Below are 20,728 nucleotides of genomic sequence, written 5' to 3'. Positions count from 1 at the left end.
GAAGAGACCATGGCTAAGAAAAGCATGATCGAACGCGAGAAGAAGCGCGAGCGCCTGGTGGCAAAATACGCCGCAAAGCGCGCCGAGCTGAAAGAGATCGCGAATGACGAAAGCCGCCCGATGGAAGAGCGCTTCAAGGCGCGTCTGAAACTGGCGAAACTGCCGCGCAACTCGGCCCCGAGCCGTTTGCACAACCGCTGCCAGCTGACCGGCCGTCCGCACGCTTACTACCGTAAGCTGAAGATCAGCCGTATCGCGCTGCGCGAGCTGGGGTCTGCTGGTCAGATCCCCGGCCTGGTGAAATCGAGCTGGTAAGGGAGAGAGTGGTATGAACGATCCTATCGGCGATATGCTCACCCGTATCCGTAACTCTCAGATGCGCGGCAAATCCACCGTCATGACCCCGGCTTCCAAGCTGCGGGCATGGGTGCTGGACGTGCTGGCGGACGAGGGCTACATCCGCGGTTATGAGAAGACCACTGGTGAAAATGGCCACCCGGCCATCGAAATCAGCCTGAAATACTTCGACGGCGAACCTGTCATTCGCGAGCTCAAGCGGGTTTCCAAGCCCGGCCGCCGCGTTTACATGGGCGTCAATGACATCCCGTCGGTCCGTCAGGGCCTGGGCGTGTCGATTGTCTCCACCCCCAAGGGTGTGATGTCGGACGCAAGCGCACGCGCAGCCAACGTTGGCGGCGAAGTGCTTTGCACCGTCTTCTAAGGAGGCCTCGCAATGTCCCGTATTGGTAAGAAACCGGTCGAACTGCCCAGCGGCGTATCCGCCTCTGTGTCCGGCCAGACCATCGAAGTGAAAGGCCCGAAAGGCGCCCGCAGCTTTACCGCAACCGACGACGTCACCCTGTCCGTGAACGACAACGTTGTCACCATCGAGCCGCGCGGCAAGTCCAAGCGTGCCCGTCAGCAGTGGGGCATGTCCCGCACTCAGGTGGCCAACCTCGTGACCGGCGTGACCCAGGGCTTCAAGAAAGAGCTTGAGATCCAGGGTGTGGGTTACCGGGCGCAGATGCAGGGTAACACCCTGAAGCTGAACCTGGGCTACAGCCACGATGTCGACTTCGTTGCTCCGGAAGGTATCACCATTACCGCGCCGAAGCAGACCGAAATCGTTGTGGAAGGTATCGACCAGCAGCAGGTGGGCGAAGTGGCGGCGAAAATCCGCGACTGGCGCCGTCCCGAGCCGTACAAAGGCAAGGGCATCCGCTACAAGGGCGAGTTCATCTTCCGCAAGGAAGGCAAGAAGAAGTAAGGACCAGCAAAATGGCAAACAGCAAACGTACCCTGTTTCTGAAGCGCCGGCTGCGCGTCCGGAACAAGCTTCGCAAAGTGAACGCAGGCCGTCCGCGTCTGTCCGTGCACCGTTCGAACAAGAACATCTCTGTTCAGCTGATCGACGACCTGCGCGGCGTGACCGTGGCCTCCGCTTCGACCCTGGAAAAAGATCTGGGCGTTGTCGGCAAGAACAACGTCGAAGCAGCAGCCAAGGTTGGCGCAGCGATCGCCGAGCGCGCAAAAGCGGCCGGCGTGACCGAAGCCTACTTCGACCGCGGTGGCTTCCTGTTCCACGGCAAAGTGAAGGCTCTGGCCGACGCTGCGCGTGAAGGCGGCCTGAAGATCTAAATCCCATGCGGGCGGCCTTTCGGGGCCGCCCCGATGATCCGGGAGGCCGGCCTGACGCCGGACCCTCACCAAGGATCGGACAAACAGGCGCCTGAGCGCCCTATGAAAGGAATGCCTGATGGCAGAACGTGAAAACCGCCGCGGCCCGCGCCGCGACCGTGAAGAAACACCGGAATTCGCAGATCGTCTGGTCGCGATCAACCGCGTGTCGAAAACCGTCAAAGGCGGCAAGCGCTTTGGCTTCGCAGCCCTGGTTGTCGTAGGCGACCAGAAAGGCCGCGTGGGCTTTGGCAAGGGCAAGGCGAAAGAAGTGCCCGAGGCGATCCGTAAGGCAACCGAGCAGGCCAAGCGCCAGATGATCCGTGTGCCGCTGAAAGAAGGCCGCACCCTGCACCACGACATGGCCGGCCGTCACGGCGCAGGCAAAGTTGTGATGCGCACCGCACCGGAAGGTACCGGTATCATCGCAGGTGGTCCGATGCGTGCCGTGTTCGAGATGCTGGGCATCAAGGACGTGGTCTCCAAGTCGATCGGCTCGCAGAACCCCTACAACATGATCCGCGCCACCCTGAACGGCCTGCAGAAAGAGCAGAGCCCGCGCTCGGTGGCTCAGCGCCGCGGCAAAAAGGTTGCTGACATCCTGCCCAAGCGGGACGACGCACCGGCAGCTGCCGAAGCTGAAGCGTAAGGAGTAGAGAGACATGGCAAAAACCATCGTCGTCAAGCAGATCGGCTCGCCGATCCGCCGCCCCGCCAAGCAGCGCGCAACCCTGGTTGGCCTGGGCCTGAACAAGATGCACAAGACCCGTGAGCTGGAGGACACTCCTTCGGTCCGCGGCATGGTCGAATCGATCCCGCACCTGGTTCAGATCATCGAAGAGCGCGGCTAAGCCCTTTTCGGTATCAGACTTTGGAAAACGCCTCCGGGAAACCGGGGGCGTTTTTCGTTTCGGGGCGCCGCGGCACGCCCTGTTTGTCCGGTCAGAGGCGAAGCGGACGTGTTGTGCCGCGGCCTTTGCATGGTATGCGTTTGCAGATCCGTCCCGGCATAGGCAGCGAACCAGCAATGACCGACCCGTCCCGCGATGTCCCGAGAAAACGCGCCCGCACCGCCTTTGGCCTGATGGCAGGCCTGCTCTTTCTGCTCACCGGCGTCCTTGGCCTGTCCGGGCGCAGCGATTGGAACCCGCTTGCCACTGTCTCGGAGCGGACAGCGGAGAATATCGCGGCCTCAGCGGTGACGGTGTATGTGTCGCTCCGGGCAATCAACGCCGCGCTGTCCACGGCGCAGGAGATCGAGGTGGGCGCCTCGGTTGTCGGGCAGGCAAGCCTGCAGCCGCTGAAGGTGCTGGAACCCGTCGATGACACGGTGGAGCGCGTGGCCGATGCCGTGTTTCTCGTGGCGGCCGGCGCCGCGCTTGCCGCTGTGGGTCTGGCGCCGGTGGTGTCGGTTGGCCTCGTGGTGCTCGGCGCCGCGCTGCTGGGCCGGCTCTCCTTCGGCCGCAGTTCCGCGCTTGCCAGGACAGTGAGACCGCTTTGCAACAAGGCGATCACCGTGGGCATTGCGGTCGGCTTTGCCATCCCCGCGGTGTTCGTGCTGGCTGTGTGGGTCGGAGAGCAGGCCACTGCGGCGCAGATGAGCGCTGCCATGGCTGAGCTTGATGCCGTCGCGCAGGAGGCGAATTTCCTCATCGGCGCAGAGGCGGCTGAGGCAGAGGCGGCGTCTCCGGCAGAGGAGGGAGATGCAGGGGTGCTGGGTTGGCTGAGCAGCCGGATCAGCGAAGCCGGAGACAGCGTGAGCGGTGTTTTTGAGCAAAGCGGCCGGTATCTGGACGCCGCGCAGGTCTTCGTGGAGGAAGCCGACACGATACTGCGCTCTTCCCTGACGATCATCGGCATCTTCACGCTCCGGATGCTCGTCTTGCCGGTCTTCCTGCTTTGGGGGGCATTGTCGCTGCTCCGGACCGTTTTGCGCCCTGCGGCGGAAGCGTAATACCCCCAGTGCCCCTCGCCTTGAGAGGCGCTTGGCTTGCTTGGCGGACCAGCCCGCTTTCCGGGCGCCCCCCATACGTTCGTTTTCCAGGTTTGCCCGGGGCAGGGCGGTTATCCGCCCCAAAGCCCCTTGCAGCATGTGCATAGCGGGCAGTCCGATCAGGCAATTGTTATCGCCAACGGTTCTTCCTATCTCAGGCCTGTCACAGAAAAGACCAAACAACGGACCGCCGGGAATAGGCCCGGCCCAAGAGACAAGGATCTACAAGATGGCACATGTTATCTCCGCCGCACCGACGCTCAGCCTGACCGCCCGTATCCGCCGCACCGCCGAGGGCGTGCTGGAAGCCTGGGCGCTGCACCGCGAGTTCCAGCGCACCTACAACGAACTGGACCGGCTCTCCGATCATGAGCTGGCCGACATCGGCGTGCGCCGCAGCGATATCGCCGACATCGCGCATCAGCACGTTTACGGCAAGTAACTCTCCCGCCCGGGCGCTCTTCTCCTCCTCCTCTTCTTGCCCGGGCCAAAGCGCTCCTGCCCTGTCGGGCGGGAGCGCTTTCTTTTGCCAAGGGGGGCAAGAGCCCTCACGCGAATGTGCTATGCGGCGGCTGCATATCTGCCAGACCAAAGCAGCCGTTGCGCACGCCCAGGGGCATCCTTATGTCCCCATCACTTCAGACGAACAGATCAAGCACCGCACCGGAAGCACGTTCCGGAACCGATGCGAAGGAACAAGAACAATGGCTTATTCAACTCTCTCCGCCCCTGCTTCTACCGGGTTTTCCGTCCGCCTGCGCGGCGTGGCTGCCGGCCTGATCCAGAACTGGAAGCTGCGCCGCGAGTACCAGCGCACCGTGCGCGAACTGCGCGCCCTGTCCAGCCGCGATCTGGCCGACATCGGCCTCAGCCGCTGCGCCATCCCCGGCGCCGCCCGCGAGCACGTCTACGGCAAGTGATCTCCCTGGCCGGCTGACGGATCCTCCTCCCTCTCCGAAAGCCCGGCCCAAAAGCGCCCCTGCCATCCCGGCGGGGGCGTATTTGTTTGTTCAGCGGGCAAGCTCGAAAATGTCACCGCCCGGCGGCAAGCCGGGCAGCGCCCAAACCGCCCCCACGGGGCGGGCGCTCCTCGCCCAACCCTCGGTTCGGGCTCTGCCCTCTGTGAACAGTTCGGGGACATCGATTGATGTATCCCTGACAAGCCCGTTGCGCACCCACCGTACGCACCGCCTACGGGGCTTTAACCCGGGTCTGGCAGGATCAACCCCGGTCATGATCACCCGCCGGGCCTGACACCCCCGGCACCTGGAACTGGGCTCCGGTTTGGCACCCGGAGCGCGCGATACGCGTATTCGCATGGGGTCATCCCCATCCGATCTCCACCCCGGCGGCGCCGCCACCCTTTAACGGACGGCCCTTGACGGAGCGGACACAGACAGGCAACGCGACACGCAACCGGCAGGGCAGGGGTCCTGGCGGGGTAGTGAGATTCGTTGGACAAAACCGGTAGAGTTCCCTTTGTTCGAAGGGCATAATTCACCTGATAGTTTGCAATCTTGGTATTCCGATGGACTTTCTTTCAGGTTTACTGACGGCTTTAGGACTAGGTGCTAGGCGTTCAGAGATAGTCAGTGACCGCCGTTCCGAAGCATTTCGACTGAACGCTGAGGTTGAAGCAAAGCTTCTTCGATTGGACAGCTTTCAAAAGTTTGAGCGTATAAAACTCGTCAATACTCTCATGACCTATATGCCTAATGAGGTTGACGCATTGCACAGTTGTGAGGAGTACTTTGACAAACTGGAGCAAGACATAGTTGTTGGTAAGCAAACAGTCATAAACAGCAACGCGACTATATCTGCCGGTTCTTCCTTCGCGGCCCTTCAAAAATGGGACGAGGTAATTGCACTGCTACACAGGCAAAGTCTGGCAGTAGACGAGCAACTAGTTGCGACGACGTCTATCGTGGAACACTTTCACACTCTGTTGAACCAAGCGATCGAAGAACTTCGAACTCAAGGCAAAGAAATAAATAACGTTTAATGCATCTTGAGTTCTTTGTGTTCAGATCAGTAGTGAACGCCGACACTTGATCCCGCTCCCCAACAGGTCTATAGGCACCCGGTGGCGTTCTGCGCCACGGAATCACCAATCAAGAAAAGCCGCGGTCGGGCCATCACGCTTCGGGGCCCGCATCCGGCAAGGAGAAGCGACATGAAACTTCACGAACTTCGCGACAATCCCGGCGCCGCCAAGAAACGCACCCGTGTGGCCCGTGGCCCGGGTTCCGGCAAAGGCAAAATGGGCGGCCGTGGTATCAAAGGCCAGAAATCCCGTTCGGGCGTCTCGATCAATGGCTACGAAGGCGGCCAGATGCCGCTGTACCAGCGTCTGCCCAAGCGCGGCTTCAACAAGCCGAACCGCAAGGCATACGCCGTTGTGAACCTGGGCCTGATCCAGAAGTTCATCGACGCAGGCAAGCTGGACGCAGCCGACATCACCGAGGATTCGCTGGTCGCATCCGGCCTGGTGCGCCGCAAGCTGGACGGCGTCCGCGTCCTGGCCAAAGGCGAAATCACCTCCAAAGCCACCATCTCCGTCACCGGTGCATCGGCAGCTGCCGTTGACGCTGTGGCAAAGGCTGGCGGCGCTCTGACTGTGGCAACTGCAGCCGCCGCAGAGTAACGGCTTGTGAGCGGCGCCAATGCCGCTTACATAGACCTGAGTTTTCCTAGAACGCCGCCCGAGCCGGAAAACGGTTCCGGGCGGCGTTTCGCTAAAGAAGAGACCTTTTCATGGTATCAGCAGCAGAACAAATGGCGGCGAACACCAGCTGGGCTGCCCTTGGCAAGGCCACGGATCTGCGCAACCGCATCCTGTTCACCATCGGCCTTTTGATTGTCTACCGCCTGGGCACCTTTATTCCGGTTCCGGGCATCGACGCAGCCGCCCTGCGCCAGTTCATGGAGCAGGCAGGCCAGGGCATCGGCGGCATGGTGTCGATGTTCACCGGCGGCGCGCTTGGCCGGATGGGGATCTTTGCCCTCGGCATCATGCCCTATATCTCCGCCTCCATTATCGTTCAGCTTCTGACCTCGATGGTGCCCTCGCTTGAGCAGCTCAAGAAAGAGGGCGAGCAGGGCCGCAAGAAGATCAACCAGTACACCCGCTACGGCACCGTGCTGCTGGCGACCGCGCAGGCCTATGGCCTGGCCGTGTCGCTGGAGCAGGGCGACCTGGCGACCGATCCGGGCATGTATTTCCGCATGGCCTGCATGATCACCCTGGTCGGCGGCACCATGTTCCTGATGTGGCTGGGCGAGCAGATCACCCAGCGCGGCATCGGCAACGGCATCTCGCTGATCATCTTCGTCGGCATCATCGCCGAGGTTCCGGCAGCCATCGCCCAGTTCTTTGCCTCCGGCCGCTCCGGCGCGATCAGCCCCGCGGTGATCATCGGCGTGATCCTGATGGTGGTTGCGGTGATCATGTTCGTGGTGTTCATGGAGCGCGCGCTGCGCAAGATCCACATCCAGTACCCGCGCCGCCAGGTCGGCATGAAGGTTTATGACGGCGGATCGTCGCACCTGCCGGTCAAGGTGAACCCGGCGGGCGTGATCCCGGCGATCTTCGCCTCCTCGCTGCTGTTGCTGCCGACCACCATCTCGGCGTTCTCCTCGGGCGCGGCAACCGGTCCGGTGATGTCCTGGCTCTTGGCCAACTTCGGCCCCGGTCAGCCGCTGTACCTGCTGTTCTTCGTCGCGATGATCGTGTTCTTTGCCTATTTCTACACCTTCAACGTCTCCTTCAAACCGGATGACGTGGCGAACAACCTGAAGAACCAGAACGGCTTTGTCCCCGGCATCCGCCCGGGCAAGAAAACCGCGGAATACATCGAGTATGTGGTCAACCGCGTGCTGGTTCTTGGTTCGGCTTATCTGGCGCTGGTCTGCCTGCTGCCGGAGGTCCTCCGCGGCCAATTCGCCATCCCGGTATATTTTGGCGGCACGTCCGTTCTGATTGTGGTATCCGTCACCATGGACACAATCCAGCAGGTGCAAAGCCACCTCCTCGCGCATCAGTATGAGGGCCTTATCGAAAAGAGCCAGCTGCGCGGGCGCAACAAGAAACGGACAAAACGGGGACCCTCTCGCCGATGACCAACATTATTCTCCTTGGCCCGCCGGGGGCGGGCAAAGGTACGCAGGCGCGCTACCTTGTGGAAAGCCGCGGCATGGTGCAGCTCAGCACCGGTGACATGCTGCGCGAGGCCCAGACCTCGGGCACCGAAATGGGCAAGAAGGTTGCCGCCATCATGGCCGAGGGCAAGCTGGTCACCGACCAGATCGTGATCGGCCTGATCCGCGAGAAGCTGCAGGGCGGCGCCGAGGGCGGTTTTATCTTCGACGGCTTCCCGCGCACCCTGGCCCAGGCCGACGCGCTGGCCAAGCTGCTGGACGAGATGGACCTGAAACTCGACGCCGTGATCGAGATGCAGGTCGATGATGACGCGCTGGTCGCCCGCATCACCGGCCGCTCCACCTGCGGCGGCTGCGGCGAGGTCTACCACGACCAGACCAAGCCCTGGCCCGCGGACGGCAAATGCGCCAATTGCGGTTCCACCGAGGTCAAGCGCCGGGCGGACGACAATGAGGACAGCCTCAAGACCCGCCTGATGGAATACTACAAAAAGACCTCGCCGCTGATCGGCTACTATTATGCCAAGGGCAACCTCCAGCGTCTGGACGGCCTCGCCTCGATCGAGGACGTGCGCAAGAGCATGGCCTGGATCATGGGTGAATAAGCCGCCCGTTTACCGGATAGAAGTGCCCCGTGCTGCATAAGCGCGGGGCATTTTCCTTTTCAGAGGCTCCCATGACCGCTCATTTTGCCAAAGTTCCCGCCGTGCTGGCCGCAGTTGCCCTGGCCGGCCCGCTGTCCGCGGAGCAGCTCTATCTCGATGATGCCGCCGCCTGCGACCGGGTGCTGATCAGCGAGGACGGGATTTTGGACTATGCCGCGGACGGCGGTCTGATCCTGGACGGCTCCGGCTTCAGCTCGCTGGAGTATTTCTGCAGCTTCCAGCCAGCCCTCCGCCTGAATTGGAGCAGCCACCGGGTGAGCGACCACATGGGCCGCTGCGAGCTGCCGGGGCCGCAGTACTACCCGCAGCTGTTCACGGTTGTTCTGGACCCGGAGGAGCCCGGCACTGTATCCATCTGGATGGGCGAGGCGGAGCCGCTGCGATTCTATGCCTGCGCCAGCTGACAGGGCGGGCCCGCCGCCCCTAGCGGCGTTTTCGCGGATCACGGGGTTGACCGCCGCGGCAATTCCACATAGGCAACCCCATCCCTTCTGGGAATGATTCCCGGCGGGCGGATTCGTCTGTCTGCCTTACCACCTCAAAATGCTGGACCCTCTGGCCACACTGCCACGGTCAAGTGTTGTGAAAAAAGGTTCCGGAACTACGGAACCGCAACGAAAAGGAAAGTGACACGTGGCACGTATTGCCGGCGTTAACATCCCGACTGCAAAGCGGGTTCCCATCGCCCTCACCTATATCACCGGTATCGGCAACACCTCGGCGAAAGCGATCTGCGACGCCGTTGGCATCGACCCGACCCGCCGTGTGAACGAACTGTCCGACGCTGAAGTTCTGGCCGTGCGCGAGCACATCGACGCCAACTACACCGTCGAAGGCGACCTGCGCCGTGAAGTTCAGATGAACATCAAGCGCCTGATGGACCTCGGCTGCTACCGTGGCCTGCGCCACCGCCGCAACCTGCCGGTCCGCGGTCAGCGTACCCATACCAACGCCCGCACCCGCAAGGGCCCGGCGAAGCCGATCGCCGGCAAGAAGAAGTAAGGGAGGCTTGATCAATGGCACGCGATAAATCCCGCATTAAGCGTAAAGAGCGCAAGAACATCGCCTCCGGCGTTGCTCACGTGAACTCTTCGTTCAACAACACCAAGATCCTGATCTCCGACGTGCAGGGCAACGCGATCTCCTGGTCGTCGGCCGGCACCATGGGCTTCAAAGGCTCGCGGAAGTCGACCCCCTATGCCGCTCAGATGGCTGCAGAAGATGCAGGCAAGAAGGCACAGGAACACGGTGTGAAGACTCTGGAAGTCGAAGTTCAGGGCCCCGGTTCGGGCCGTGAATCGGCGCTGCGCGCACTGGCCGCTGTCGGTTTCAACATCACCTCGATCCGTGATGTGACCCCGATCGCGCACAACGGCTGCCGCCCGCCGAAGCGCCGCCGCGTCTAATCCGAATTTTTTGCTGGGGCCCCGCTTGATTCGCAGGGCCCCAGTGCGTCATTTAAACCTCGGGCGTCCTTGGCCTTCCGGACATGGGGCAGGGACAGGAATGGAGGGAACGCATGATCCACAAGAACTGGGCAGAGCTGATCAAGCCGGCACAGCTGGAAGTGAAGCCGGGCAACGATCCTGCACGCCAGGCAACCGTTGTTGCAGAGCCGCTGGAACGCGGTTTCGGCCTGACCCTGGGCAACGCGCTGCGCCGCGTGCTGATGAGCTCGCTGCAAGGCGCGGCCATCACCAGCGTGCAGATCGACAACGTGCTGCACGAGTTTTCCAGCGTCGCCGGTGTGCGTGAAGACGTCACTGACATCATCCTGAACCTCAAGCAGGTCTCCCTGCGCATGGAAGTCGAAGGCCCCAAGCGGCTGTCGATCAATGCCAAGGGCCCGGCGGTCGTCACCGCAGGCGACATTGCCGAGACCGCAGGCATCGAGGTTCTGAACCGCGATCACGTGATCTGCCACCTGGACGATGGCGCCGACCTGTTCATGGAACTGACCGTGAACACCGGCAAGGGCTATGTCTCGGCAGACAAGAACAAGCCGGAAGACGCACCGATCGGCCTGATTCCGATCGACGCGATCTACTCGCCGGTCAAGAAGGTCTCCTATGACGTTCAGCCCACCCGTGAGGGCCAGGTGCTGGACTATGACAAGCTGACCATGAAGGTGGAAACCGACGGCTCCATCACCCCCGATGACGCCGTGGCCTTTGCCGCCCGCATCCTGCAGGATCAGCTGTCGATCTTCGTCAACTTCGACGAGCCGGAATCGGCTGGCCGCCAGGACGAGGACGATGGTCTGGAGTTCAACCCGCTTCTGCTCAAGAAAGTGGACGAGCTGGAACTGTCGGTGCGTTCGGCAAACTGCCTGAAGAACGACAACATCGTCTATATCGGCGACCTGATCCAGAAGACCGAGGCGGAGATGCTGCGTACCCCGAACTTCGGCCGCAAGTCGCTGAACGAGATCAAAGAGGTTCTGTCGGGCATGGGCCTGCACCTTGGCATGGACGTCGAGGACTGGCCGCCGGACAACATCGAAGATCTGGCCAAGAAGTTCGAAGACAGCTTCTAAGACTTCAGAGGAGGGCTCCGGCCCTCCTCTTCAATGCCCGGGACTGCCGGGGACGATCTGGGCACCTGCCCCAAGGAGAGCGGCTGACACGCATCAGCCGCCTGACAAAGCAAAACGCAAGACAAGGAACTGAAAAATGCGTCACGCACGTGGTTACCGCCGCCTGAACCGTACTCATGAGCACCGCAAGGCCCTGTTCTCCAACATGGCCGGCTCGCTGATTGAGCATGAGCAGATCAAAACGACCCTGCCCAAAGCAAAAGAACTGCGCCCGATCGTTGAAAAACTGATCACCCTGGCGAAACGCGGCGACCTGCACGCCCGCCGTCAGGCCGCAGCCAAGCTGAAAGAGGACAAGGACGTCGCGAAACTGTTCGAGGTTCTGGGCCCGCGCTACAAGGACCGTCAGGGCGGCTATGTCCGTGTCCTGAAGGCCGGCTTCCGCTATGGCGACATGGCTCCGATGGCGATCATCGAGTTTGTCGACCGCGACGTTTCCGCCAAGGGCGCTGCCGACAAGGCCCGCCTGGAAGCAGAAGAAGCAGCTGCAGAAGCTGAAGAATAAGACGCGCTGAACCCTTGGGTTCAACTGTCTGGCCCCCGCTCCGCCTGGAGCGGGGGTTTTTCGTTACGCGACGACAATCGCAGGATGTTTAGGATTCACTTTTTGTGCGAAAGAGATTCGTAATTTTATTCTGATTTCACTGCCGCATCCCTTTAGCTCCGGATCGGACGTGATGAAAAAGAAGAAGACTTCCGCAGCCAGGCGGTTCTCACTGGCAAACCTCAGTACGAAAACGAAAATCGTTACGGTGGCCCTGTTCCCCCTGCTGCTGGTGCTTGGCGTCGGCGTGATGGCTGTTGTGGACTTGGGCCGCATGGAGAAGACCTCCAAGGCGGTCGATCACACCGGCCGGATCCTCAGCGAGGCGCAATCGCTGGCTGTGGCTGCGCTGGACATGGAAGCCGGGCTGCGCGGCTACCTGCTGGCAGGGCAGGAGAAGTTTCTGGAACCCTATGAGGCTGGCCAGGCGGACCTGGCTGAAGCGCTGACGGCGCTCAAGGCCCTGGCGGCGGATGATCCCCAAATGATGGCGGACCTGCAGGAGGCGGAGCAGATTCTGACCGGCTGGCAGGAGAATGTGGCCGCCGGTGCCATCGAGCTGCGCCGGGAAATCGGCGACGCCATGAGCATGAACGACATGGCGGACGCGGTGAAAAAGTCCCAGGGCCGGATCCTGTTTGATGAGTTCCGCGCCGAGGTCGGCAAGATCATCGCGGACGAGGAGGTTGAGCTTGCCAACCGCCGCAACATTTTCTCCTCGCTGGTCAATGCCGGGATTGCCGATCCGGACTATCTGAGCGCCTCGCTGGAGGAAGTGGAGAAAGCCCATGAGGTGATCAGCACCGCCAAGGACCTGCTGGCCGCCGCCGTCGACATGGAAACCGGCGTGCGCGGCTTCCTTCTGGCGGGCGACCGGGCGTTTCTGGACCCCTATATGGAAGGCAACGAACGCTTCAACGAGATCCTCGCAGACCTGCGCCTGGCTTTCACCGACAAGCTGATGCAGACCAACCGCCTGAACACGGTGGCAGAGATCATCGGCAACTGGCGCAATGACGTGGTGGTGCCGATGCTGCAGCTGCGCCGGGTGATCGGCAGCGCCGCCACCATGGACGACATGGCCGACCGGGTCGCCGAAGGGCAGGGCAAGGCGTACTTCGACCGCTTCCGCGAAACCCTGGCCTCGCTGCAGGCCCGCGGCGCTGAGACCATGGCCGCCCGCCGCGCCGCCAGCGATGAGATCGCAGCACAGACCCGGATCATGATCCCAGCCGCGATCGGCGCGGCGATTCTGATCGGCGCGGTGATGGCGCTGGTCACCAGCTCCGGAATCGCGTCCGGCATCCGCCGCATCGTGGTGTCGATGCGCGGCCTGGCCGAGGGCAACAATGCAGTCGAGATCCACGGCCAGGAGCGCGGCGACGAAGTCGGCGACATGGCCCGCGCGCTGGAGAAGTTCCGCGATGAGCTGGTGCGGATGCAAGAAGCCGAACAGCAGAAGGCGCAAAGCAAGGACGCTGAGCTGGCCGGGGTGGTCCGGGAGCTGAGCGAGCGCTTGTCGCGCCTGTCGCACGGCGACCTCACCATCCGCATCGCGGAAGAATTCCCGGAGGAATACGAACAGCTGCGGGCGGACTTCAACGGCTCCATCGACAACCTCACCGCCACCGTGCAGGAGGTGATCGGCGCCGCGTCCAGCATCCGCAACGGCGCGGCTGAGATCAGCCAGGCCTCCGACGACCTGTCGCACCGCACCGAAAGCCAGGCCGCGACGCTGGAGGAGACCGCTGCCGCCATCGACGAGCTGACCGCCAGCGTGCGCTCCGCCGCCGACGGCGCCCGCAACGTGGAAACCACGGTGCGGGAGGCCCGGCAGGAGGCCGAAAGCAGCGGCGAGGTGGTGCAGGATGCGGTGGCGGCCATGAGCGGCATCGAGGACAGCTCCAACAAGATCTCGCAGATCATCTCGGTGATCGACGACATCGCCTTCCAGACCAACCTCTTGGCGCTCAACGCAGGCGTCGAGGCTGCCCGCGCGGGCGAGGCCGGCCGCGGCTTTGCGGTGGTCGCTTCCGAAGTGCGCGCTCTGGCGCAGCGGTCCTCGGATGCGGCGATGGAGATCAAGACGCTGATCGGCGACAGCTCGCGGCAGGTGGCGGAAGGCGTCGATCTGGTCGGCCGCGCAGGCGAGGCGCTGCAGTCCATCGTCGGCCGGGTGAGCCACATCTCGCAGCTGGTGTCGGAGATTGCCGAGGGCGCGGCGGAGCAATCCACCGGCCTGCTTGAGATCAACACCGGAGTGACCCAGCTGGACCAGGTGACCCAGCAGAACGCCGCGATGGTCGAAGAGGCGACCGCCGCAGGCCATTTGCTGAACACCGACGCCGTGAAGCTTGCCGAACTGGTGGCGCGCTTCCAGGTGGACGGCAGCACCGCCGCGCCTGCGGCCCCGGCGGCACCAGCGCCGTCTGCCCACGGCGGCGATGACTGGGAGATCGAGGCCAGCCCGGCGCCTGCTGCCGCAGCCGTGCCCCCGGCAGAGGGCAATGCTGCCCGCGATCTGTGGCAGGATTTCTGACCCGAGCCGGCACAAAAAGCAGGCCCTTCCGTGTGGAGGGCCTGCTGCCATTTTCCGGGGTGACAGGGGCGCGAATCTCCGCTAGCGTCCGGTCCATGACCCGGACCTATGCCGCATTCTGGTATTTCTTTTATCCGCGCCACATGGCGGACGGAGGGGTCAGCGCATTCTGAGCTAGGACATCGGAACGCACCAGGATACCACCAACCGCCCGCAGCCCGCAGGCGGTTTTTTTGTATCCGCCGCAGCGCCCAGGGCCTCCCGCCAAGGAAGCAAACCCATGACACCCCAGACCGAAAACCTCCGCATCACCGGTATGCAGGAACTGATCTCGCCCGAGGATCTCGCCGCGCAGCTGCCTTCAACGGCAACAGTGACCGATACCGTGCTGGCCAGCCGCACCGCCATTCAGGATGTGCTGCACGGCCGCAGCGACCGTGTGATTGCGGTCGTCGGCCCCTGTTCGGTGCACGACCCCAAGGCGGCGATGGACTATGCCCGCCGCCTGGCGCCGCTGCGCGAACGGCTCGCCGGTGAGCTGGAGATCGTGATGCGGGTCTACTTCGAAAAACCCCGCACCATCAGCGGCTGGAAAGGGCTGATCAACGATCCGGGCCTCGACGGCTCCTTCCGCATCAACGAAGGGCTGGGGCTGGCGCGCCGCCTGTGCCTGGACATCAACGCCCTGGGCCTGCCGGTCGGCACCGAATTCCTGGACACCGCGGTGCCGCAGTACATCTCTGACCTTGTGGCCTGGGCCGCCATCGGCGCCCGCACCACCGAAAGCCAGATCCACCGCGAAATGGCCTCCGGCCTCAGCTGCCCCGTGGGCTTTAAGAACGGCACCCGCGGCAATGTGCAGATCGCAGTGGACGCGGTGCGCTCGGCGGCGCACCCGCATCATTTCATGGCGCTGGCCAAATCGGGCCGCGCGGCGATTGCGGCCACCAGCGGCAACCCTGACGGCCACCTGATCCTGCGCGGCGGCGGCGGCACCAACTATGACGCGGCCTCTGTCGATGCGGCCTGCAAGCTGGCGGAGAAGGACGGCATCCGCGGCCATGTGATGATCGACGCCAGCCACGCCAACAGCGGCAAGGACCCGATGCGCCAGCCTGCGGTGCTGCGCGATGTGGCGGGCCAGATCGCCGCGGGCGACAGCCGCATCACCGGCGTGATGGTCGAAAGCCACCTGGTGGCGGGCCGCCAGGATCTGGGCAAGGGGGAGCTGACCTACGGCCAGTCGATCACCGACGGCTGCCTGGGCTGGGAGGAGACTGTGGCAGAGCTGGAGCATCTGGCCGCAGCGGTTGCCAAGCGCCGCACGGCCGCCGCACAGGACGAGCTGGCCGAGGCCTGAGGCCGGCGCCGCAAAGGGACGCGCCTTGCGGCGCGTGCCTCCGGCCGGGAGTATTTGGGGAAAGATGAAAAGCAGGAGCCGTTTTCGGCCGCTTGCTTCATCTGGCCCCAAATATCCCAGGGTGAATTGGCCGTCAGGCCAAGAGGGGCAGCGCGCCTGCGCTCCGCTGCGGCCCGGTCCGCCTCCCGCCTTGCAATCCGCGCGCGTACTCCGCATATCCTTCGGGCAACATCTGCTGGAGTCCTCATGATCCGTCCCGCACTCACTGCCCTTGCCATCGTTCTCGCCCTGCCTGCCGCCGCTGAAACCCGGGTGCCGCAAAGCCAGGCGGAGATCGCGCTGGGGTTCGCGCCGCTGGTCAAGGAAGCCTCGCCGGCGGTGGTGAACATATACGCCAAGGTGGTGCGCCAGGTGCAGCAGCGCCGCCGCTCGCCGTTCATGAACGATCCGTTCTTCGATGATTTCTTCCGCGGCTTTGCCGAGCCGCAGCCGCGGGTGGAGAATTCGCTGGGCTCCGGCGTGATCCTGTCGGCGGACGGCATCGTGGTCTCCAACTACCATGTTGTCGGCAGCGCCACCGAAATCCGCGTGGTGACCAATGACCGGCGCGAATACAATGCGCGGGTGATCCTGGGCGACAAGGCCAGCGACCTGGCGATCCTGCAATTGGAAGAGGCGGCGGACCTGCCGTATCTGGACCTGCGCGACAGCGACCAGGTGCAGGTGGGCGAGCTGGCGCTGGCGATCGGCAACCCGTTCGGGGTCGGGCAGACCGTCAGCAGCGGCATCATCTCCGGCCTTGCGCGCACCGGCATGGGGGCGGGCGACGGCTTTGGCTACTACATCCAGACCGATGCGCCGATCAACCCGGGCAACTCCGGCGGCGCGCTGATCGACGTGAACGGAGATCTCATCGGCATTAATACCCGCATCCTGTCCCGCTCCGGCGGCTCCAACGGCATCGGCTTTGCGATTCCGGCCAATCTGGTGCGGGAGTTCGTCAACCAGGCCCGGACCGGCGCGGAAGAGTTCCAGCGCCCCTGGGCGGGCATGGCGGGCCAGCCGGTGGATGCCGATCTGGCGGCCTCTCTGGGGATGGACCTGCCGGAGGGGATGGTTGTCTCGGACCTGCACCGCGAAAGCCCCTTTGCCAAGGCCGGTTTCCGGGTCGGCGACGTGATTACCCATGTGGACGGCGAGGTGGTGAATTCGCCCTCGGAAATGGTGTTCCGCATGTCGGTGGCGGGGCTTGGGGATCTGTCCGTCATCACCCGCCTGCGCGGCGGCGAGCGGGAGGAAATCGAGGTGCCGATGATTGTGGCGCCCGATCAGCCGCCCGCCAACCCGGTGCAGCTGGATGACAAGACCGCGCTGCCCGGGCTGACCGTGGCGCGTATCAATCCGCAGGTGATCGCCCGTCTCGGCCTGCCCTTGTCGGCGGAGGGCGTGGTGGTCACAGACCCCGGCCCCTATGCCGGGCGCGGCGGTGTGCAGGCGGGCGACCTGCTGCTGGCGGTCAATGGCCAGCAGGTGGCGAGCACCGATGACGTCTATGCGATTCTCGCGGGCAGCGGCCGCTGGATCCAGCTGGATCTGAACCGGCGCGGCCGTCGCATGGCGCTGAGGTTCCGGCTCTGATGGCAGATCTGTTCGGCAGCCCCGCATCCGCGGACAGCGATCCGCAGCAGCCTGCGCCGAACCGGCCGCTGGCCGATCGGCTGCGGCCGCAGTCGCTGGGCGAGGTGATCGGACAGGAACAGGTGCTGGGGCCGGAGGCGCCGCTGGGCGTGATGCTGGCCTCGGGGTCCTTGTCGTCGCTGATCTTCTGGGGGCCGCCGGGGGTGGGCAAGACCACCATCGCACGGCTGCTGGCCAAGGAGACCGACCTGCATTTCGTGCAGATCTCGGCGATCTTCACCGGGGTGCCGGAGCTGCGCAAGGTGTTCGAGGCCGCCAGGATCCGCCGCCAGAACGGGCAGGGAACGCTTCTGTTCGTGGATGAGATCCACCGCTTCAACAAGGCCCAGCAGGACGGCTTCCTGCCGCATATGGAGGATGGCACCATCCTCTTGGTCGGGGCGACAACGGAGAACCCTTCGTTCGAGCTGAACGCCGCTGTGCTTTCACGCAGCCAGGTCTTGGTGCTGGAACGCCTGTCGCTGGCCGATCTCGAACGCCTCACCCAGCGCGCCGAGAAGGAGCTGGGCCGCGCCCTGCCGCTGTCGGGCGATGCCCGCGACGCGCTGCATGAGATGGCCGATGGCGACGGGCGGGCGCTTTTGAACCTCATTGAGCAAGTCGCCGCCTGGAAGGTGGAGGCGCCCCTTGGGCGGGAGGCGCTGTCAAACCGGCTGATGCGCCGGGCGGCCAAGTTCGACAAGTCCGGCGACGAGCATTACAACCTCATTTCCGCCCTGCACAAATCCATCCGCGGCTCTGACCCGGATGCAGCACTGTACTGGCTGGCGCGGATGCTGGAGGGCGGCGAGGACCCGCGGTTCCTGGCCCGGCGGCTGACGATGATGTCGACCGAGGACATCGGCATGGCCGACCCGCAGGCAAATACCGTGTGCCTCAATGCCTGGCAGACCTACGAGCGCCTCGGCAGCCCGGAGGGCGAACTGGCGCTGGCCAATGCGGCGGTCTACCTGGCGCTGGCGCCGAAATCCAACGCGGTCTACGTCGGCATCAAGGCCGCCCGGCGGCTGGCCAAGCAGACCGGCAGCGCGCCGCCGCCCAAGCACATCCTGAACGCGCCGACCAAGCTGATGTCGGAGCAGGGCTATGGCGACGGCTATGCCTATGACCATGACGCGGAGGACGGGTTTTCCGGCCAGAACTACTTTCCCGACGGGGTAAAACGCCCGGTTCTGTATCAGCCGGTGGAACGCGGGTTCGAGCGGGAACTGAAGCGGCGCACGGATTACTTTGCGAACCTGAGGGCAAAGCGGAACAAGTGAAGCGGCTTTGCCCGCAAAGCCGCTGCCTCCGGCGGGAGTATTCGGGGAAAGATGAAGGGGCGGGAGCCTTTTGTTGGCAGCCCTGCGCGCCGTGCAATACGGGCAAAACTTGACATCCCTGCCTGCGCCGGCGACAGGACGGGGATGATTTTTTCGGTTTCCATGGTCGCCCTTGGCGGCGCTGTTGGGGCGGTGTGCCGCTATCTGGCCGGGCTGGGGATGATCCGCCTGCTGGGGCATCACGATTTTCCGGTGGCGGTGATCACCGTGAACATCCTGGGCTCCTTCCTGATGGGGGTGTTTGTGGTGGCCGCGGCGATGCGCGGGCTGACCCATCTGAGCCCCTTGGTGATGACCGGACTTCTGGGCGGGTTCACCACCTTCTCGGCGTTCTCGCTGGAGACCGCCAACCTGATCGAGCGCGGCGCCTTCGGGCAGGCGGCGCTTTATGTTTGTTTGTCCGTGGCCCTGTCGGTCGGCGGATTGTTTCTGGGCCTGATGGCCGCAAGAGGAGTGTTCGCATGAGCGGCGTTCAGATGATTACCGTCAGCGAAGACGATGGCGGCCAGCGCATTGACCGCTGGCTGCGGCGGCTGTTTCCGCATGTGAACCAGGGCCGCATCGAGAAGATGTGCCGCAAGGGCGAGCTGCGGCTGGATGGCGGCCGCGTCAAGGCCAGCACCCGTGTCGAGGCCGGGCAGGTGGTGCGCGTGCCGCCGCTGGCGGACAGCGACCTGAAACCGGCCGAGCCGCGCGCGATGCGGATCTCGGAGGCGGATGCCAAGATGATCCGGTCCTGCGTGATCTACCGCGACGATGATGTAATCGTGCTGAACAAGCCCGCCGGGCTGGCGGTGCAGGGCGGCTCCGGCACCACCAAGCACGTGGACGGCCTGGCCGAGGCGCTGAAGTTCGGGCTGGAGGAAAAGCCCAAGCTGGTGCACCGGATCGACAAGGACACCTCCGGTGTTCTGGTGCTGGCGCGCAACCGCAAGGCAGCACAGGCGCTGACCGCCGCCTTCCGCCACAAAAACACCCGCAAGATCTATTGGGCGCTGGTCGCAGGCGTGCCGACGCCCTATCTGGGCGAAATCAAGAACGGGCTGGTCAAGGCGCCGGGCCACGGCAAGTCCGGCGAGGGCGAGAAGATGATCAACGTCCATCCGCAGGACATCGACGATACGCCGGGCGCCAAGCGGGCGCATACGCTGTATGCCACGCTTTACCGCGTAGCCAGCCGCGCCGCCTGGGTGGCGATGGAGCCGATCACCGGCCGCACCCATCAGCTGCGGGCGCATATGTCGGGCATGGGCCATCCGATTGCCGGCGACGGCAAATACGGCGGTTCGGGCCAAGAGAACCTGGGCGACGGATGGGGCGCGCAGATCGGCGGGGTGATCTCCAAAAAGCTGCACCTGCACGCGCGCCGGATGGTGTTTGAGCACCCGGTGACCCGCAAGCCGGTCTCGGTTGTGGCGCCGCTGCCCGACCATATGAAGGAAAGCTGGGAGACCTTCGGCTGGACCGAGGACCTGGCTGCCGATGATCCGTTCGAGGACCTGAAGTGAGTTCACCGCTGCGGCTGATCCTGTTTGACGTCGATGGCACCCTGGTGGACAGCCAGGGCGCTATCACCGGCGCCATGGCCGAGGCGTTTGAAGGCGCCGGGCTGAGAACGCCGCCGCGCGAGGCGATCCTGTCCATCGTCGGGCTGTCGCTGCCGCTGGCGATGAAGGAGCTGGCGCCGGACCAGAATGCCGCCACGCTGGAGCGGCTGGTGGAGGGCTACAAGTCCTCCTACATGCTGGCGCGCGAGGCGGCGGGGGCGGCGCATTCGCCGCTTTATCCCGGCACGCTGGAGATGCTGGCGGAGCTGAACGAGGTGCCGGAGTACCTGCTGGGGGTTGCCACCGGCAAATCCCAGCGCGGCGTCGACGCGCTGATCGCGGCGCATGGGCTGAGCTGCTTCGTGACCCGGCAGGTGGCGGATCACCACCCGTCGAAACCGCACCCGTCGATGATCCTGACTGCGATGGCGGAGACCGGGGTGGAGCGCGACAGCACCGTGATGATCGGCGACACGCGGTTTGACATTGAAATGGGGCGCGCGGCGGGGGTCACCACCATCGCCGTGCCCTGGGGGTATCATCCGGCAGAGACTTTGGGCGCCGACCACTTGATCCGCGATTTCGCGGAGCTGCGCCCGCTGCTGGCAGAGATCTGGAAAGGCTAAGAG

General features: G+C 64.0%; 25 protein-coding genes. All 25 read left to right on the top strand.

The window, feature by feature from the left end; translation table 11 throughout:
* Positions 1-9 precede the first annotated feature (9 nt).
* The 25 genes from rpsN to ACTRWG_RS14440 all read left to right on the top strand — a co-directional run bounded on the left by rpsN (position 10) and on the right by ACTRWG_RS14440 (position 20,725).
* Entirely contained in the window at positions 10-315 is a 306-nt protein-coding gene (gene rpsN / locus ACTRWG_RS14560) for a 30S ribosomal protein S14 (protein WP_027235536.1), read from the top strand.
* A gap of 13 nt (positions 316-328) precedes the next feature.
* Positions 329-721 carry a 30S ribosomal protein S8 gene (rpsH, locus tag ACTRWG_RS14555; protein ID WP_027235535.1) on the top strand — a complete coding sequence of 131 codons (393 nt, stop codon included), beginning with the start codon at positions 329-331 and terminating at the stop codon, positions 719-721.
* Between the two features lie 12 nt (positions 722-733).
* Positions 734-1,267, top strand: a complete 534-nt coding sequence (gene rplF, locus ACTRWG_RS14550) for a 50S ribosomal protein L6 (RefSeq protein WP_027235534.1) — start codon at positions 734-736, stop codon at positions 1,265-1,267.
* Positions 1,268-1,278: 11 nt separating this feature from the next.
* A complete protein-coding gene (gene rplR, locus ACTRWG_RS14545; protein ID WP_027235533.1) occupies positions 1,279-1,638 on the top strand; it encodes a 50S ribosomal protein L18 in 360 nt (119 codons plus the stop codon).
* Between the two features lie 118 nt (positions 1,639-1,756).
* Positions 1,757-2,326 (top strand): 30S ribosomal protein S5, encoded by a 570-nt coding sequence (rpsE, locus tag ACTRWG_RS14540; protein ID WP_027235532.1) that lies wholly within the window; start codon positions 1,757-1,759, stop codon positions 2,324-2,326.
* A 13-nt stretch (positions 2,327-2,339) separates the two neighbouring features.
* A complete protein-coding gene (rpmD, locus tag ACTRWG_RS14535) occupies positions 2,340-2,528 on the top strand; it encodes a 50S ribosomal protein L30 (RefSeq protein ID WP_008554849.1) in 189 nt (62 codons plus the stop codon).
* 176 nt (positions 2,529-2,704) lie between these two features.
* Positions 2,705-3,631: a hypothetical protein gene (locus ACTRWG_RS14530; RefSeq protein ID WP_027235531.1), complete on the top strand. Its 927-nt coding sequence runs from the start codon at positions 2,705-2,707 to the stop codon at positions 3,629-3,631.
* 268 nt (positions 3,632-3,899) lie between these two features.
* A complete protein-coding gene (locus ACTRWG_RS14525) occupies positions 3,900-4,112 on the top strand; it encodes a DUF1127 domain-containing protein (RefSeq protein WP_027235530.1) in 213 nt (70 codons plus the stop codon).
* A 262-nt stretch (positions 4,113-4,374) separates the two neighbouring features.
* Positions 4,375-4,590, top strand: coding sequence for a DUF1127 domain-containing protein (locus ACTRWG_RS14520; RefSeq protein ID WP_027235529.1), 216 nt, complete (start codon positions 4,375-4,377; stop codon positions 4,588-4,590).
* A 608-nt stretch (positions 4,591-5,198) separates the two neighbouring features.
* On the top strand, positions 5,199-5,672 hold the full coding sequence (locus ACTRWG_RS14515; RefSeq protein ID WP_154667766.1) for a hypothetical protein: 474 nt from the start codon (positions 5,199-5,201) through the stop codon (positions 5,670-5,672).
* A 171-nt stretch (positions 5,673-5,843) separates the two neighbouring features.
* Positions 5,844-6,314, top strand: coding sequence for a 50S ribosomal protein L15 (gene rplO, locus ACTRWG_RS14510; protein WP_027235527.1), 471 nt, complete (start codon positions 5,844-5,846; stop codon positions 6,312-6,314).
* Between the two features lie 110 nt (positions 6,315-6,424).
* Positions 6,425-7,789: a preprotein translocase subunit SecY gene (secY, locus tag ACTRWG_RS14505; RefSeq protein ID WP_027235526.1), complete on the top strand. Its 1,365-nt coding sequence runs from the start codon at positions 6,425-6,427 to the stop codon at positions 7,787-7,789.
* A complete protein-coding gene (locus ACTRWG_RS14500; protein WP_462829492.1) occupies positions 7,786-8,433 on the top strand; it encodes an adenylate kinase in 648 nt (215 codons plus the stop codon). Before secY ends, ACTRWG_RS14500 begins: the two co-directional genes overlap by 4 nt.
* Positions 8,434-8,504: 71 nt before the next feature.
* Complete coding sequence (locus ACTRWG_RS14495; RefSeq protein ID WP_462829491.1) at positions 8,505-8,897, top strand: hypothetical protein; 393 nt, start codon at positions 8,505-8,507, stop codon at positions 8,895-8,897.
* A 229-nt stretch (positions 8,898-9,126) separates the two neighbouring features.
* The gene (rpsM, locus tag ACTRWG_RS14490; protein ID WP_008557298.1) at positions 9,127-9,495 is read left to right on the top strand and encodes a 30S ribosomal protein S13; all 369 of its coding nucleotides are present in this window, start codon (positions 9,127-9,129) and stop codon (positions 9,493-9,495) included.
* Between the two features lie 14 nt (positions 9,496-9,509).
* Complete coding sequence (gene rpsK / locus ACTRWG_RS14485) at positions 9,510-9,899, top strand: 30S ribosomal protein S11 (protein WP_027235523.1); 390 nt, start codon at positions 9,510-9,512, stop codon at positions 9,897-9,899.
* A gap of 113 nt (positions 9,900-10,012) precedes the next feature.
* Positions 10,013-11,029: a DNA-directed RNA polymerase subunit alpha gene (locus tag ACTRWG_RS14480; RefSeq protein WP_027235522.1), complete on the top strand. Its 1,017-nt coding sequence runs from the start codon at positions 10,013-10,015 to the stop codon at positions 11,027-11,029.
* 136 nt (positions 11,030-11,165) lie between these two features.
* Entirely contained in the window at positions 11,166-11,594 is a 429-nt protein-coding gene (rplQ, locus tag ACTRWG_RS14475; protein ID WP_027235521.1) for a 50S ribosomal protein L17, read from the top strand.
* Positions 11,595-11,766: 172 nt separating this feature from the next.
* Positions 11,767-14,172, top strand: a complete 2,406-nt coding sequence (locus ACTRWG_RS14470) for a CHASE3 domain-containing protein (protein WP_036797263.1) — start codon at positions 11,767-11,769, stop codon at positions 14,170-14,172.
* A gap of 280 nt (positions 14,173-14,452) precedes the next feature.
* Entirely contained in the window at positions 14,453-15,532 is a 1,080-nt protein-coding gene (locus tag ACTRWG_RS14465; protein WP_027235519.1) for a 3-deoxy-7-phosphoheptulonate synthase, read from the top strand.
* A gap of 246 nt (positions 15,533-15,778) precedes the next feature.
* Positions 15,779-17,170: a trypsin-like peptidase domain-containing protein gene (locus tag ACTRWG_RS14460; protein WP_027235518.1), complete on the top strand. Its 1,392-nt coding sequence runs from the start codon at positions 15,779-15,781 to the stop codon at positions 17,168-17,170.
* Positions 17,170-18,492: a replication-associated recombination protein A gene (locus ACTRWG_RS14455; RefSeq protein WP_027235517.1), complete on the top strand. Its 1,323-nt coding sequence runs from the start codon at positions 17,170-17,172 to the stop codon at positions 18,490-18,492. Before ACTRWG_RS14460 ends, ACTRWG_RS14455 begins: the two co-directional genes overlap by 1 nt.
* Before the next feature lie 144 nt (positions 18,493-18,636).
* A complete protein-coding gene (crcB, locus tag ACTRWG_RS14450; RefSeq protein ID WP_027235516.1) occupies positions 18,637-19,017 on the top strand; it encodes a fluoride efflux transporter CrcB in 381 nt (126 codons plus the stop codon).
* Entirely contained in the window at positions 19,014-20,060 is a 1,047-nt protein-coding gene (locus ACTRWG_RS14445) for an RluA family pseudouridine synthase (protein WP_462829489.1), read from the top strand. The genes crcB and ACTRWG_RS14445 overlap by 4 nt, the downstream gene beginning before the upstream one ends.
* The gene (locus ACTRWG_RS14440) at positions 20,057-20,725 is read left to right on the top strand and encodes an HAD family hydrolase (RefSeq protein ID WP_027235514.1); all 669 of its coding nucleotides are present in this window, start codon (positions 20,057-20,059) and stop codon (positions 20,723-20,725) included. The genes ACTRWG_RS14445 and ACTRWG_RS14440 overlap by 4 nt, the downstream gene beginning before the upstream one ends.
* Positions 20,726-20,728 lie beyond the last annotated feature (3 nt).

It is taken from the genome of Leisingera sp. G5_S3_59_S7, assembly GCF_054968485.1.
Note: the sequence above shows the minus strand (reverse complement) of the source record. Positions and strands in the feature narration are given on the sequence as shown.

Coding starts and splice junctions, on each gene's coding strand:
- rpsN (WP_027235536.1), top strand. CDS start 10: ATGGCTAAGAAAAGCATGATCGAACGCGAGAAGAAGCGCGAGCGCCTG.
- rpsH (WP_027235535.1), top strand. CDS start 329: ATGAACGATCCTATCGGCGATATGCTCACCCGTATCCGTAACTCTCAG.
- rplF (WP_027235534.1), top strand. CDS start 734: ATGTCCCGTATTGGTAAGAAACCGGTCGAACTGCCCAGCGGCGTATCC.
- rplR (WP_027235533.1), top strand. CDS start 1,279: ATGGCAAACAGCAAACGTACCCTGTTTCTGAAGCGCCGGCTGCGCGTC.
- rpsE (WP_027235532.1), top strand. CDS start 1,757: ATGGCAGAACGTGAAAACCGCCGCGGCCCGCGCCGCGACCGTGAAGAA.
- rpmD (WP_008554849.1), top strand. CDS start 2,340: ATGGCAAAAACCATCGTCGTCAAGCAGATCGGCTCGCCGATCCGCCGC.
- ACTRWG_RS14530 (WP_027235531.1), top strand. CDS start 2,705: ATGACCGACCCGTCCCGCGATGTCCCGAGAAAACGCGCCCGCACCGCC.
- ACTRWG_RS14525 (WP_027235530.1), top strand. CDS start 3,900: ATGGCACATGTTATCTCCGCCGCACCGACGCTCAGCCTGACCGCCCGT.
- ACTRWG_RS14520 (WP_027235529.1), top strand. CDS start 4,375: ATGGCTTATTCAACTCTCTCCGCCCCTGCTTCTACCGGGTTTTCCGTC.
- ACTRWG_RS14515 (WP_154667766.1), top strand. CDS start 5,199: ATGGACTTTCTTTCAGGTTTACTGACGGCTTTAGGACTAGGTGCTAGG.
- rplO (WP_027235527.1), top strand. CDS start 5,844: ATGAAACTTCACGAACTTCGCGACAATCCCGGCGCCGCCAAGAAACGC.
- secY (WP_027235526.1), top strand. CDS start 6,425: ATGGTATCAGCAGCAGAACAAATGGCGGCGAACACCAGCTGGGCTGCC.
- ACTRWG_RS14500 (WP_462829492.1), top strand. CDS start 7,786: ATGACCAACATTATTCTCCTTGGCCCGCCGGGGGCGGGCAAAGGTACG.
- ACTRWG_RS14495 (WP_462829491.1), top strand. CDS start 8,505: ATGACCGCTCATTTTGCCAAAGTTCCCGCCGTGCTGGCCGCAGTTGCC.
- rpsK (WP_027235523.1), top strand. CDS start 9,510: ATGGCACGCGATAAATCCCGCATTAAGCGTAAAGAGCGCAAGAACATC.
- ACTRWG_RS14480 (WP_027235522.1), top strand. CDS start 10,013: ATGATCCACAAGAACTGGGCAGAGCTGATCAAGCCGGCACAGCTGGAA.
- rplQ (WP_027235521.1), top strand. CDS start 11,166: ATGCGTCACGCACGTGGTTACCGCCGCCTGAACCGTACTCATGAGCAC.
- ACTRWG_RS14470 (WP_036797263.1), top strand. CDS start 11,767: ATGAAAAAGAAGAAGACTTCCGCAGCCAGGCGGTTCTCACTGGCAAAC.
- ACTRWG_RS14465 (WP_027235519.1), top strand. CDS start 14,453: ATGACACCCCAGACCGAAAACCTCCGCATCACCGGTATGCAGGAACTG.
- ACTRWG_RS14460 (WP_027235518.1), top strand. CDS start 15,779: ATGATCCGTCCCGCACTCACTGCCCTTGCCATCGTTCTCGCCCTGCCT.
- ACTRWG_RS14455 (WP_027235517.1), top strand. CDS start 17,170: ATGGCAGATCTGTTCGGCAGCCCCGCATCCGCGGACAGCGATCCGCAG.
- crcB (WP_027235516.1), top strand. CDS start 18,637: ATGATTTTTTCGGTTTCCATGGTCGCCCTTGGCGGCGCTGTTGGGGCG.
- ACTRWG_RS14445 (WP_462829489.1), top strand. CDS start 19,014: ATGAGCGGCGTTCAGATGATTACCGTCAGCGAAGACGATGGCGGCCAG.